The organism is Paracoccus sp. S1E-3, assembly GCF_013868135.1.
In the GTDB taxonomy this organism is placed as follows: Bacteria; Pseudomonadota; Alphaproteobacteria; order Rhodobacterales; family Rhodobacteraceae; genus Paracoccus.
In genome coordinates, this window is the sequence record NZ_JACEMU010000007.1 from 103,350 (window position 1) to 116,136 (window position 12,787).

The window sequence follows — 12,787 nt, forward strand, 5'->3', positions numbered from 1 at the left end:
CGATGGAAGCGGTGGGCTTCAAATTCGGCGACAGCCGCGCGCTGAACGAGCGTCTGCTGGCGCTCGTCCGCACGGGCGCGAAGACCGCGACCTGCGGCGCGCTGCGCGATTTCGGCGCCGATGAGCCGCTGCCCGAGGTCGGGCGCCGCGACGTGGCGCTCGACTGGGACGGCAGGCCGGCGCTGCTGATCGAAACCACCGAAGTCACCATCCGCCGCTTCCGCGAGGTGTCGGAAGACTTCGCCCTGGCCGAGGGCGAAGGCGATTTCGAGGACTGGAAACGCGGCCATATCGGGTTCTTCACCCGCAATGGCGGCTTCGATCCCGAGATGGAACTGGTCTGCGAACGCTTCCGGCTGGTCGAGGTGCTGGCATGAAACGCGCGATCCTTGCCTTGCTTCTGATGACAGGTGCCGCCATGGCCGATCCCGCCGCGCTGCTGAACGCCGCCGCCAATGGCGATACCGCGACCGTCGCGGCCGAGATCGCCGCCGGCACGCCCCTCGAAAGCCGCAGCACCAAGGGCGAGACGGCGCTGCTGCTCGCCACCCATGGCAACTATGTCGAGGCCGCCCGCGCCCTGATCGCGGCGCGGGCCGATGTGAACGCCAAGGACGCCATTCAGGACTCGCCCTATCTTTATGCCGGGGCGCGCGGCCATCTGGAGATCCTGCGCCTGACCTTGGAAAACGGCGCCGATTTGAAAAGCCTGAACCGCTTCGGCGGCACGGCGCTGATCCCGGCGGCGGAACGGGGCCATGTCGAAACCGTGGCCACCCTGATCGCGGCGGGCGTCGACGTGAACCATGTCAACAGGCTCGGCTGGACCGCGCTGATGGAGGCGGTGGTGCTGGCCGATGGTGGCCCACGCCACCAGCAGATTGTCGAGATGCTGATGAAGGCCGGGGCCGATCCGAACATTCCCGATTTCGACGGGGTGACGGCGCTGCAACATGCCCGCCGCATGGGTTTCGGGCAGATGGCGGCGCTGATCGAAGCCGGGGGCGGGCGATGACGCGCCTGCCCGCCGACACCATCGAAGCCGAATGGGTCTATACCGGCCCGGATTTTGCGCGGGCTCATCCGCTCGCCCGGCGGCTGGGGGCGGTGTGGCTGATCGTTCTGTGGGTGGGCCTGCAACTGGTCGTGGCCTGCTTTTCGCTGGTTGATCTGGTCGGGCGTCTGATCGGTGCGTTCAGCGTGATCTACGTTTTCGCCGCCATCTTTCTGCTGCTCCTGATCCTGAACGACCTGCTTGCCCTTTTCGGTTTGGTGACGCGCAATACGGTCGCCTGGTATCCGGTCTGGGTCAGCCTGATCTGCGGAGCGCTGTTTACCATCCCGCTCATGTTCTATTGGGCCGATGGTCTGCGTCCCAACCTGATCTATCGGCACCGTTTCGGGCGGCTGGTGCATCCGGCGGGGGGCACGGCATGATCCGGGTCTGGCAGGGCGACATCACCACGCTGGACGTGGATGCCATTGTGAATGCGGCGAATGCCTCGCTTCTGGGCGGGGGCGGCGTCGATGGCGCGATCCACCGCGCGGCGGGGCCGGAACTGCTGGCCGAATGCCGCGCGCTTGGCGGCTGCCCGACGGGCGAGGCGCGGATCACCGGGGGGTACGCGCTGCCCGCGCGCCATGTCGTCCACACCGTCGGGCCGGTCTGGAAGGGCGGCGGCGCGGGCGAGGACGAACTGCTGGCCTCGGCCTATCGCAGCAGCCTGACGCTGGCCCGCGAACAAGGGCTGAAAACCATCGCCTTTCCCGCCATCTCGACCGGCATCTACGGCTTTCCGGCCGAGCGCGCTGCCCGCATCGCGGTCGAGACCATCCGCCGCGACGGCAAGGGGCTTGAGGTGACGCTCGTCGCCTTCGACGCCGCCACCGCCGCGCTGCTGCGGGATGCGTTGACATGAATTCAATCGCGGAGGAGCCGCCATGTTCGAAAAGATCCTGATCGCCAATCGCGGCGAAATCGCCTGCCGCGTCATCGACAGCTGCCGCAAGCTGGGCGTCGCCACCGTCGCGGTCTATTCCGATGCCGATCGCGGCGCGCGCCATGTCGCCATGGCCGACGAGGCGGTCCATATCGGCGGGCCGGCCCCCGCCGACAGTTACCTGCGCGGCGATGCCATCATTCAGGCCGCGCGCGATACCGGGGCGCAGGCGATCCATCCGGGTTACGGATTCCTGTCCGAGAACCCGGAATTCGTCGATGCGGTGGAAGCGGCGGGGCTGGTCTTCATCGGCCCCTCGGCGAAGGCGATCCGGGCGATGGGGCTGAAGGACGCGGCCAAGGCGCTGATGGAAAAGGCGGGCGTGCCGGTGGTGCCGGGCTATCACGGCGCCAATCAGGACCCGGCCCATCTGGCCGAACAGGCCGGCAAGATCGGCTATCCCGTCCTTATCAAGGCGGTGGCAGGTGGCGGCGGCAAGGGCATGCGCCGCGTCGACGATCCGAAGGATTTCGCCGCCGCGCTCGATTCCGCCCGGTCCGAGGCCCAGAACGCCTTCGGCAATCCCGATGTGCTGATCGAGAAATACATCCTCCAGCCGCGCCATATCGAGGTACAGGTTTTCGGCGACGGGGTGCGCGCGGTCCATCTGTTCGAGCGCGACTGTTCCCTCCAGCGCCGCCACCAGAAGGTGATCGAGGAAGCCCCGGCCCCCGACATGCCGCCCGAGGTCCGCAAGATCATGGGCGCCGCCGCCACCCGCGCCGCCGAGGCCATCGGCTACAAGGGCGCGGGCACCATCGAATTCATCGTCGACGGCGCGAACGGGCTGCGCCCCGACGGGTTCTGGTTCATGGAAATGAACACCCGGCTGCAGGTCGAACACCCGGTCACCGAACTGATCACCAGCGTCGATCTGGTCGAATGGCAGTTGCGCGTCGCCTCGGGCGAGCCGCTGCCCGTCAAGCAGGAGGATCTGCATATCCACGGCCACGCCTTCGAGGCGCGGCTTTATGCCGAGGACGTGTCGGCGGGCTTCCTGCCCGCGACGGGGACGCTGACCCATCTGCAATTTCCCGATCAGGCGCGGATCGAGACCGGCGTGCGCCCCGGCGACACCATCAGCCCATGGTATGACCCGATGATCGCCAAGGTCGTGACTTTTGGTCCGACCCGCGCCATCGCGCTGCGCGCGCTGGAACGCGCGCTGGTGGATACCGAGGTTGCGGGGTCGGTCACCAATGTCGACTTCCTGATCGCGCTGACCCGTCATGCGGGCTTCGGCGCCGGTGAGGTCGATACCGGCCTGATCGAGCGTGACCTGGACGCGTTGATCGCGGCGGCGGAACCCGATCCGGGCGCGGTGGCGCTTGGCGTGGTCGGCCTGTCGGGCCTGTCCGATCCGGAGGTTCATGGCGGCATGACGCTATGGCAGCCCCTGCGCCGCACCATCGCCTGGGACGGCGGCGAGGCGGTGCTGGAGGTCGAAGGCCCCGGCGCCGCCCGTGTCACGCTGGACGGCAATCCGCATGAAATCCGCTGGCAGGGCGATCGCTGGTGGGTCGATGGCGATCTGCGCCGCAACCGCATCGTGAACCATGCCGCCGGCACCAGCGTCTTCGGTGGCCGCACCGTCTCGCTGAAGCCGCTCGATCCGCTGGACCGCTCGGGCGAGGAAACCGGCGGCGGCCTGACGCTGTCGCCGATGCCGGGACTGGTCAAGGCGGTCTTCGTGGCGCCGGGGCAGGCGGTCACGGCGGGTGACCGGCTGGCGGTGCTGGAAGCGATGAAGATGGAACATACGCTGACCGCCGCGCGTGACGGCGTCGTGGCCGAAGTGCTCGCCGCCGCGGGCGATCAGGTCGAGGCGGGTGCGCCGCTGATCCGGCTGGAGGAAGAAGCCGAAGCCGCGTAGGCAGATCCGTGCGACAACCGCAATGAAGGAGAATGCAATGAAACTGAGTGCCAGAAATGTGCTGCCCGGCGTGGTGGTGGAAATCACCAAGGGCGCGGTCAACGCCATCGTCCGCATCGACATTGGCGGCACGGTGGTGACCTCGTCCATCACCAATGCCGCGGTCGAGGATTTGGGTCTGGTGGTCGGCGAAAACGCCTATGCCGTGGTCAAGGCCAGCGATGTGCTGATCGGCAAGGACTAGGTAACAGCGGGCCTGCCGAATGGCAGGCCCTCTCCACACGAGGACCGCATGAGCGACACTGTTGAAATCTTCGAAATGGGCCCGCGAGACGGGTTGCAGAACGAAAAGGCGCTGATCGCGACAGCGAACAAGATCGCGCTTGTCGACATGCTGTCGGGCGCGGGCTTCCGGCGGATCGAGGTGACCAGCTTCGTCAGCCCGAAATGGGTGCCGCAGATGGCCGACGCGGCCGAGGTGATGGCCGGCATCCGCCGCGCCCCCGGCGTCAGCTATGCGGTGCTGACCCCGAACATGAAGGGCTATGAAGGCGCACGCGCGGCGAAAGCCAGCGAGGTGGCGATCTTCGCCTCGGCCTCGGAAGGGTTCAGCAAGGCCAATCTGAACGCCACGATCGCCGAATCGCTGGACCGGTTCCGGCCGGTCGCGGAGGCGGCGGCGGCCGATGGGGTGCCGGTGCGCGGCTATGTCAGCATGGTCACCGACAGCCCGTTCGAGGGCGACGTGCCGCCCGACGATGTCGCCCGCGTGGTGGCGGCGTTGCGCGATATGGGCTGCTATGAAATCAGTCTGGGCGACACCATCGGGCAGGCGACACCGGAAAAGATCGATGCCATGCTGGCGGTGGTGCTGGGCGAGATGCCGGCCGCAAAGCTGGCCGGGCACTATCACGACACCGCTGGCCGGGCGCTGCTGAACATCGACGCCTCGCTGGCGCGGGGGCTGCGGGTCTTTGACGCGGCGGTCGGGGGCCTTGGGGGTTGCCCCTATGCGCCCGGTGCGAAGGGGAACGTGGCCACCGAAAAGGTTGCCGCGCATCTGGCGGCGCAGGGCTATGACACCGGTCTCGACATGGAACAGATCGATCGCGCGGCCAGTTTTGCTCGCGCCTTGCGCAGCACGGGGACGGCAGCATGACCGAGACAGGCGAATTCCAGACCATTCGGATCGACCGCGACGCGCGGGGGGTGGCGACGCTGTGGCTCGCCCGGGCCGAGAAGCACAATGCGCTGTCGGCGCAGATGCTGACCGAACTGACCGATGCCGCCCATATGCTGAGCCATGACGACTCGGTCCGGGTGGTGATTCTGGCGGCCGAGGGGCCGACCTTCTGCGCGGGGGGCGATCTGGCCTGGATGCGCGAACAGATCACCGCCGATGCCGAGACCCGGCGCGCCGGCGCGCGCCAGCTGGCGAACATGCTGATGGCCATGAACACGCTGTCGAAGCCGCTGATCGGGCGGGTGCAGGGCAATGCCTTCGGCGGCGGTGTCGGCATGATGGCGGTCTGCGACATGGTGGTGGCCGCGCGCCCGGCGAAGTTCGGCCTGACCGAAACCAAGCTCGGCCTGATCCCGGCCACCATCGGCCCTTACGTTCTGGCCCGCATGGGCGAGGACAAGGCGCGCCGCGTCTTCATGTCCGGCCGCCATTTCGATGCCGAGGAGGCAATGGTGCTGAACCTCGTCGCCCGACTGGCCGATCCCGAGGATCTGGACGAATTCGTCGAGGAGGAGGTCGCGCCCTATCTGCTCTGCGCCCCCGGCGCCGTGGCCGAGGCCAAGCGGCTGGCGCGCGCGCTGGGTCCGCGCATCGATGCCGACGTGATCGAGCACAGCATCGACCGGCTGATCGCCATGTGGGAGGGCGACGAAGCCCCCGAAGGGATCGCCGCCTTTTTCGAAAAGCGCAAGCCGCGCTGGCAAAGCTAGGGCAGGACCTGCGCCATCGCTGGATGGGCGGATCGAATGATCCGCCCGTTCCTGATTCAGCGCGCAATATTGGCGAGGGTCGAAAATAACATCTTGATTTCTAGTAGATGTTTTCACTTCCGTGGTGATTTTCATCAGGTTGTTATGAGAAGCTCAGGCCGCGCGCAGCAGCCGCCCGAGACGGGCGATGCCTTCGTCCATCGCCGCCTTGTCATGCAGCGTGAAGCTGAGCCGGATGGTGTTGCGCCCGCTGCCGTCGGGGAAGAAGGCGTGACCGGGGACGAAGGCGATGCGCTCGGTCCGCAGCGATCGCGCCAGCAGTTCGGCCCCGTCGATATACTCGGGCAGGGTCAGCCAGACGAACATGCCGCCCTCGGGCCGGGTCCAGGTGACGCCATCGGGCATCTCGCGGTCGAGCGCGGCCAGCATCAGGTCGCGGCGGCGGCCATAGGTTTCGCGCAGCATCGGCACATGGCTGGCGAAATGCCCGCTGGCGACAAGATGGGTGGCGATCTGGTTCAGCGTCGCCGAATGAAGGTCGGCGGCCTGTTTTATCAGCACCAGCCGCGCGATGACCGGCTGGGCCGCGCAAACCCAGCCGATGCGCAGCCCCGGCGCCAGCGTCTTCGAGAACGAGCCGCAATAGATCGTGCGGCAGGCGTCGATCTGGCCGCGCCGGGCGATCTCGGTGGCGAGGATCGGCGCCACCGCTTCGCCGTCATAGCGCAGCGCCTGATAGGCGGCGTCCTCGATGATGGCGATGTCCAGATCCTCGGCGAGGTCCAGCAGCCGCTCGCGCCCGGTCTGGTCGGTGGTCACGCCGGTCGGATTGGCGAAATCGGCGGAGAGATAGGCGAATTTCACCCGCCCGCCCTGCGCCGCCGCCTGATCGCGGTAATCCTGCGCCGGCCGGTTGTCGCCGGGGGTCAGCGGGGCGTAATGCGGCTCATAGGCGTTGAAGGCGCCGAGCGCGCCCAAATAGGTCGGCCAGCCGACAAGCGCGGTGTCGCCGGGGGCCAGCAGCAGCTTGCCGAGGTAATCCAGCGCCTGCTGCGAGCCGGAGGTGATCAGGATATTGTCGCGTGTGCAGGGCACACCGATCCCGGCCATCCCGGCGGCGATCCAGCCGCGCAGCGGGCCGTAACCCTCGCTGACGGAATATTGCAGCGACGTGGCGCATTGCCGGTCCGACAGCGCCCGGCCCATCCCCTCGCGAAATGCCTGTGCCGGAAACAGGGCCGGGTCGGGAATGCCGCCGGCGAAAGAGATGATGTCGGGCTGGTCGAGCAGTTTCAGCAGCTCGCGGATTTCCGATGCCTTCATCCGCGACATGCGCGGCGCGAGAATCTGGTCCCAGTTCATCCCTTCCCCCCTGTTGCGGCAAGAATTTGCCCGCGCTTCAGGGTAGGTCAATAGGGCTGACCTGTCTGCCCGATCAGTCGCTTGCCCGCGCAACGGCGATCAGGTGGAGGGGAAACTGTTGGCCCTGCTCGTGCGTTCGGTCAGGGCAAAGCCGGAAGGAGATCGTCATGTCCAGACTGGATGCCGAGGATCGCGACGCGCTGCCGTCCGACGCCTTCGCCTTTCCCAGGGAACGCAAGGAGCCGCTGATCGACGCGCGGCATGTGCGAAACGCCATCGCCCGTTTCGATCAGGTCGAGGGCGTCACCGATGCCGAGCGTGACGCCGCATGGCAACGCATCCTCGCCGCCGCAGAGCGCTTCGGCGTCGAAGTGAGCGAGGCTGACTGGCGCGAGCTGGGCCGCAGCTGAGCGCAAGCGCGTGCGGTCCGGCGTCAGCGTCGGGGTCGCGGACCTTGATCCTCGTGCCGCGATGGGCGGGATTCGGCGCGCATAACATTGCGTGGCCAGGTGGCGCCGTGTATCAGATCGCGAAACGATCATAAGGATAACGCGATGCGCAGAGTTGTCATCACTGGCCTTGGAATGGTTACGCCGCTGGCTTCGGGTGTCGAGGAAACCTGGGAACGGCTGCTGGCGGGCCAGTCGGGGGCGGGACCGATCACCCGCTTCGACGCCAAGGACGTGGTGACGAAATATGCCTGCGAAATCCCTTTCGGCGATGGCAGCGACGGCAGCTTTAACCCCGATGACTGGATGGAGCCGAAGGACCGCCGCAAGGTCGATGACTTCATCCTTTACGGCATGGCTGCCGCCGTGCAGGCGGTACGCGACGCGGGCGTCGAGGATCTGTCCGAGGACGAGAAGCTGCGCGCCGGGGTGATGATCGGCTCGGGCATCGGCGGGCTGACCTCGATCGCGGAAACGGCGGTGCTGATCAAGGAAAAGGGACCGAAGCGGGTCTCGCCTTTCTTCATCCCCGGTTCGCTCATCAACCTGATCTCGGGTCAGGTCTCGATCCGGTTCGGCTTCAAGGGGCCGAACCATGCGGTGGTGACGGCCTGCTCGACCGGGGCGCATGCCATCGGCGATGCGGCGCGGCTGATCATGCTGGGCGATGCCGACATCATGATCGCCGGCGGCGCGGAGGCCCCGATCAGCGAGATCGGCATCGCCGGGTTCAACGCCTGCAAGGCGCTGTCGACCAAGCGCGGCGACGATCCGCAGGCGGCCAGCCGTCCCTATGACGCCGATCGCGACGGTTTCGTCATGGGCGAGGGCGCGGGCGTCGTGGTGCTGGAGGAATATGAACACGCCAAGGCGCGCGGCGCGAAGATTTATGCCGAGGTGCTGGGTTACGGGTTGTCGGGCGACGCCTATCACATCACCGCCCCCAGCGAGGACGGCGATGGCGGCTTCCGCGCCATGCAGAACGCGTTGAGGAATGCCGGGCTGGAACCCGCCGATATCGACTATGTGAATGCACATGGCACCTCAACCATGGCAGATACGATCGAACTGGGCGCGGTGGAGCGTCTGCTGGGCGATCACGCCAAGGATGTGACCATGTCATCGACGAAATCCAGTATCGGGCACCTGCTAGGCGCGGCCGGCGCGGTGGAGGCGATCTTCTGCATCCTCGCCCTGCGCGACCAGATCGCACCGCCGACCATCAACCTCGACAATCCGGCGGTCGAGCCGAAGCTGGATCTGGCGGCCAACGCCGCCGTGCGCCGCAAGATCGACGTGGCGCTGTCCAACAGCTTCGGTTTTGGCGGCACCAATGCCAGCCTGATCGTCGGCAAGGTGCGCGACTGATGTGGAAGAACATCGCCTCGACCTTTCTGACGCTCGCGATTTTCCTGCTGATCGGGGTGGCGGTCGTCGTGGCCTGGGGGCGCGCGCAATATAACGGTGCGGGCCCTGCGCAGGTGGCGCAATGCGTGCAGGTCGCGCGCGGCGCCAGCCTGTCCGCCGTCAGCAAGCAGCTGGAGGAACAGGGCGCGGTTTCCAGCGCCTATATCTTCCGCGCCGGCGCCGATGCGGCGGGCAAGGCGCGCGACCTGAAATTCGGCTCCTATCTGGTGCCGCCGGGCGCCAGCATGGCGCAGATCGTCGATGTGATTACCGCGGGTGGCCCGTCCACCTGCGGCACCGAGGTGATCTATCGCGTCGGGGTGCGCGCCGATTCGGTGGTGCTGCGCGACATCAATCCCGCAACCGGTGCCTATGAGGAGCGGGTGAAATACGACCCTGCGACCGAGAGCATCCCCGAGGCGATCGTTCAGGCCGAGGCCAAGCCCGATGCGCGTCTGCGCGTGGCGGTGGCCGAAGGCGTGACCAGCTGGCAGGTGGTCGAGGGGCTGAAGCGCGCCGATTTCCTGTCGGGCGAGATCCGCACCGTTCCCGCCGAGGGCATGCTCGCGCCCGACAGCTATGAGGTCGCGAAAGGCGCCGACCGCGCCGCCTTGTTGACCGAGATGCAGAACCGTCAGGCAGCGATCCTGCAGAGGGCATGGGATGCGCGGCCGTTCGGACTGCCCTATCAGTCGCCCGAGGAGGCGCTTATCATGGCCTCGATCGTGGAAAAGGAAACCGGCATTCCCGATGAGCGTGCCGCGGTGGCCAGTGTTTTCGTCAACCGTCTGGAGGCGGGCATGCGGCTGGAGACCGACCCGACCGTCATCTATGGCGTGACCGAGGGCCGGGGCGTCCTGGACCGGGGGCTGCGCCGGTCGGAACTGCAGCGCAAGACCGACTGGAACACCTATCAGATCGACGGCCTGCCGAAGACGCCGATTGCCAACCCCGGCAAGGCCGCGATCGAGGCGGCGCTGAACCCGGCCGACACCGAATATGTCTTCTTCGTCGCCGATGGCTCTGGCGGACATCAGTTCTCGCGCACGCTGGAGGAGCATAACGCCGCCGTCGCCCGCTGGCGCGAGATCGAGGCCCGGCAGGGCGCGGCGCAGGACGGCTCGGGCGGTTAGGGCGCGCGGAACCCCTGCTGGATGCAGACAAATTGGACGCCCCGCACGGAACCTCCGGGCGGGGTTTTCTGTTGTCTGTCGTCACTTCCGACGATGTTCGTCTTTCGATCCAGGAGATCCCCGATGAAACTTTCCGACATGTTCGCCAGCCTGTCGCGCAGCGCCCAGGACTTTGAGAAGAAGATCGATGTCTGGCAGGCCGACCTGAGCAAGAAAGGCAACGACCTTGCCGAAAGTGCGAAGAAATGGCGCGAGCAGGCCCAGCAACGCCAGTCGGATCTGAACGACCAGATCAACAAATACTTCGACGACGCGGATGAGAAGGTCAAGGCACAGTGGAGCGAAGCCAAGGCCGAATGGGACAGCCAGATCGCCACGCTGCGGGACAAGGCTGAAGATGTCCGCAAGAAGGCGGTGGCGATGAATGCCGAAGATACCGCCGACTGGTACGAAGCCTATGCTGCCAACATGGTGTCCTATGCCCAGCAGGTTCAGGATGAGGCCAGCAACGCCGTTGCCTCGGCCGCCGAGGCCCGCGCGAAGGCAGAAGAAGCCAAGAAGGCCTGATCGAGATCTGCCTGTTGCATCGTTTTCGCGCGCCCTCGGGCGCGCGATTCTGGTTGGAACAGGGGTAGATCCGGGGCTGGTGTTGCGCTGTTGCGTCTGCGTTCGCAAGGGGCGTTGCGTGTCTTAACGCATTGCTATTACGCGTGAATTTTTCGCTTACGCTGCAGCCTCCGGTTTAACCGTTGACTTACCGAACGCCCTAAAGTAGAAAGTTTACATGCTGGGAGAAATGGGCAAGCCGCCGGGTCGCTGACCTCGGGCGGCTTTTTTGTTTCTCGGCTCGTGCGGACAGATCACGAGGGCGGGGCATGGCTGAATGACAATGAATTTCGATCCGGGGTCGGAACTGGCGGAGGGGCCGTTCCTGCCCCAGACCGCAATGGAAACCATCGACATCGCCAGCGGCGTCTTTCGGGACGCCGCTGAGGACTTGGAACGGCTGCGGCGCAAGCTGCGGGCGGGCGACATGGGCGAGTTGAAAGACGCCGCCGCCATGGCGCGCAGCCTGCGCAATGCGACGCAGCAGATGCTCGAGGAAAGGAACAAGGTTGACAAGCTCCGTAAGGAAATTGCCGGGGGCGTCGGGGACGGCAGTTTCGACCTGGACGCGGCCCGAGATGAAATCGGGCGCCGCCTGGCTTGCCTCCGCCGCGCCGGAGGAAGTTGACGACTTTCTGTCGGGCCTGAGCGACAATGCGCTGGCGAGCCTGCCATGGATTTTCGAATTCTGGGCGCTGCCGCATCAGTTGCCGCCGAGCGGCGACTGGAAAAGCTGGGTCATCATGGGGGGACGTGGCGCGGGCAAAACCCGCGCCGGGTCGGAATGGGTGCGCCGCAAGGTCGAAGGAGCGACCCCCGCGACGCCGGGCGAGTGCAGTCGCGTGGCGCTGATCGGCGAGACCTTTGACCAGATCCGCGAGGTGATGGTCTTCGGCGATAGCGGAATCCTGGCCTGTTCGCCCCCGGATCGGCGTCCGGTCTGGGAGGCCTCGCGCCGGCGGCTGGTCTGGCCCAATGGGGCGACCGCGATGGTGTTTTCTGCGCATGAGCCCGAGGCGCTGCGCGGGCCGCAATTCGACGCGGCCTGGGTGGACGAACTGGCCAAGTGGAAAAAGGCAGAAGATACCTGGGACATGCTGCAATTCGCGCTGCGGTTGGGGAGGCATCCGCAACAGGTGGTGACGACGACGCCGAAGAATGTCGAGGTGCTGAAGCGCATCCTGCAAAGCGCCTCGACGGTGACGACCCATGCGCCGACGGATGCGAACCGGGCCTATCTGGCGGAAAGCTTCCTGGCGGAGGTCGAGACCCGTTACGGCGGAACGCGACTGGGCCGGCAGGAACTGGAAGGGCTGCTGCTGGAGGATGTCGAGGGCGCACTGTGGAGCACACCCATGATCGAGGCGGCCCGGGTGGACCGGATGCCCGAACTGGACCGGGTGGTGGTGGCGGTCGATCCGGCGGTGACCGGCGGGGCGGCGTCGGACGAATGCGGGATCGTGGTTGCGGGCGTGGTGGCCCGTGGCGCACCGAAAGACTGGCGGGTTTATGTGCTGGAGGATGCCTCGGTGCGGGGTGGGCCGACGGAATGGGCGCGGGCGGCGATCGCGGCGATGGACCGCCACAAGGCCGAGCGGCTGGTGGCGGAGGTCAATCAGGGGGGCGATCTGATCGAGAGCGTCGTGCGCCAGATCGATCCCCTCGTGCCGTTCCGGGGCCTGCGGGCCGCGCGCGGCAAGGCGATCCGGGCAGAGCCGGTGGCGGCCTTGTATGAACAGGGCCGCATCAAGCATCTGCGCGGGCCGTCGCTGGGGGTGCTGGAGGACCAGATGTGTCGCATGACGCTGCGCGGCTACGAGGGCAGGGGCTCTCCCGACCGGGTGGACGCCCTGGTCTGGGCGATCCACGAACTGATGATCGAGCCGGCGGCGGGCTTCCGGCAGCCGATGATGCGCAGCTTGTGAGGCCGCCCCGAAAGAGGGGATATTTGAACCAGAATGAAAGGGCTGCCCCACGGGGCGGCCCTTTTCGCATCGACAAGCA

The 12,787-nt window shown here is 66.6% G+C and carries 15 protein-coding genes; 14 read left to right on the forward strand and 1 reads right to left on the reverse strand.

The window, feature by feature from the left end; all coding sequences use genetic code 11:
- The first annotated feature begins 2 nt into the window (after window positions 1-2).
- Genes H1S04_RS11445 through H1S04_RS11480 form a run of 8 tightly spaced genes read left to right on the forward strand, consistent with a single transcriptional unit; the run spans window position 3 to window position 5,826 of the window.
- On the forward strand, window positions 3-377 hold the full coding sequence (locus H1S04_RS11445; protein WP_181745715.1) for an ASCH domain-containing protein: 375 nt from the start codon (window positions 3-5) through the stop codon (window positions 375-377).
- Window positions 374-1,015 carry an ankyrin repeat domain-containing protein gene (locus tag H1S04_RS11450; protein ID WP_220185207.1) on the forward strand — a complete coding sequence of 214 codons (642 nt, stop codon included), beginning with the start codon at window positions 374-376 and terminating at the stop codon, window positions 1,013-1,015. Before H1S04_RS11445 ends, H1S04_RS11450 begins: the two co-directional genes overlap by 4 nt.
- Window positions 1,012-1,437: a hypothetical protein gene (locus H1S04_RS11455; RefSeq protein WP_181745716.1), complete on the forward strand. Its 426-nt coding sequence runs from the start codon at window positions 1,012-1,014 to the stop codon at window positions 1,435-1,437. The genes H1S04_RS11450 and H1S04_RS11455 overlap by 4 nt, the downstream gene beginning before the upstream one ends.
- Window positions 1,434-1,919, forward strand: a complete 486-nt coding sequence (locus tag H1S04_RS11460; protein ID WP_181745717.1) for an O-acetyl-ADP-ribose deacetylase — start codon at window positions 1,434-1,436, stop codon at window positions 1,917-1,919. The genes H1S04_RS11455 and H1S04_RS11460 overlap by 4 nt, the downstream gene beginning before the upstream one ends.
- 22 nt (window positions 1,920-1,941) lie before the next feature.
- Window positions 1,942-3,873 (forward strand): acetyl/propionyl/methylcrotonyl-CoA carboxylase subunit alpha, encoded by a 1,932-nt coding sequence (locus H1S04_RS11465; RefSeq protein ID WP_181745718.1) that lies wholly within the window; start codon window positions 1,942-1,944, stop codon window positions 3,871-3,873.
- 37 nt (window positions 3,874-3,910) lie between these two features.
- The gene (locus H1S04_RS11470; RefSeq protein ID WP_181745719.1) at window positions 3,911-4,117 is read left to right on the forward strand and encodes a molybdopterin-binding protein; all 207 of its coding nucleotides are present in this window, start codon (window positions 3,911-3,913) and stop codon (window positions 4,115-4,117) included.
- A 48-nt stretch (window positions 4,118-4,165) separates the two neighbouring features.
- Complete coding sequence (locus tag H1S04_RS11475; protein WP_181745720.1) at window positions 4,166-5,032, forward strand: hydroxymethylglutaryl-CoA lyase; 867 nt, start codon at window positions 4,166-4,168, stop codon at window positions 5,030-5,032.
- A complete protein-coding gene (locus H1S04_RS11480) occupies window positions 5,029-5,826 on the forward strand; it encodes a crotonase/enoyl-CoA hydratase family protein (RefSeq protein WP_181745721.1) in 798 nt (265 codons plus the stop codon). Before H1S04_RS11475 ends, H1S04_RS11480 begins: the two co-directional genes overlap by 4 nt.
- Window positions 5,827-5,979: 153 nt before the next feature.
- On the opposite strand, the gene H1S04_RS11485 is transcribed toward H1S04_RS11480, so the two are convergent.
- Window positions 5,980-7,188 (reverse strand): PLP-dependent aminotransferase family protein, encoded by a 1,209-nt coding sequence (locus H1S04_RS11485; RefSeq protein ID WP_181745722.1) that lies wholly within the window; start codon window positions 7,186-7,188, stop codon window positions 5,980-5,982.
- Window positions 7,189-7,355: 167 nt separating this feature from the next.
- On the opposite strand from H1S04_RS11485, the gene H1S04_RS11490 reads away from it, so the two are divergent.
- The 6 genes from H1S04_RS11490 (at window position 7,356) to H1S04_RS11515 (ending at window position 12,708) form a co-directional block, all read left to right on the forward strand.
- Complete coding sequence (locus H1S04_RS11490; RefSeq protein ID WP_181745723.1) at window positions 7,356-7,598, forward strand: DUF6582 domain-containing protein; 243 nt, start codon at window positions 7,356-7,358, stop codon at window positions 7,596-7,598.
- A gap of 144 nt (window positions 7,599-7,742) precedes the next feature.
- Window positions 7,743-9,005, forward strand: a complete 1,263-nt coding sequence (gene fabF, locus H1S04_RS11495) for a beta-ketoacyl-ACP synthase II (RefSeq protein ID WP_181745724.1) — start codon at window positions 7,743-7,745, stop codon at window positions 9,003-9,005.
- Window positions 9,005-10,177: an endolytic transglycosylase MltG gene (gene mltG, locus H1S04_RS11500; protein ID WP_181745725.1), complete on the forward strand. Its 1,173-nt coding sequence runs from the start codon at window positions 9,005-9,007 to the stop codon at window positions 10,175-10,177. The genes fabF and mltG overlap by 1 nt, the downstream gene beginning before the upstream one ends.
- Before the next feature lie 123 nt (window positions 10,178-10,300).
- Window positions 10,301-10,744, forward strand: a complete 444-nt coding sequence (locus H1S04_RS11505; protein ID WP_181745726.1) for a hypothetical protein — start codon at window positions 10,301-10,303, stop codon at window positions 10,742-10,744.
- Between the two features lie 322 nt (window positions 10,745-11,066).
- On the forward strand, window positions 11,067-11,411 hold the full coding sequence (locus H1S04_RS11510; protein ID WP_255435589.1) for a permease: 345 nt from the start codon (window positions 11,067-11,069) through the stop codon (window positions 11,409-11,411).
- Window positions 11,362-12,708 carry a DNA-packaging protein gene (locus H1S04_RS11515; RefSeq protein ID WP_181745728.1) on the forward strand — a complete coding sequence of 449 codons (1,347 nt, stop codon included), beginning with the start codon at window positions 11,362-11,364 and terminating at the stop codon, window positions 12,706-12,708. The genes H1S04_RS11510 and H1S04_RS11515 overlap by 50 nt, the downstream gene beginning before the upstream one ends.
- Window positions 12,709-12,787 lie beyond the last annotated feature (79 nt).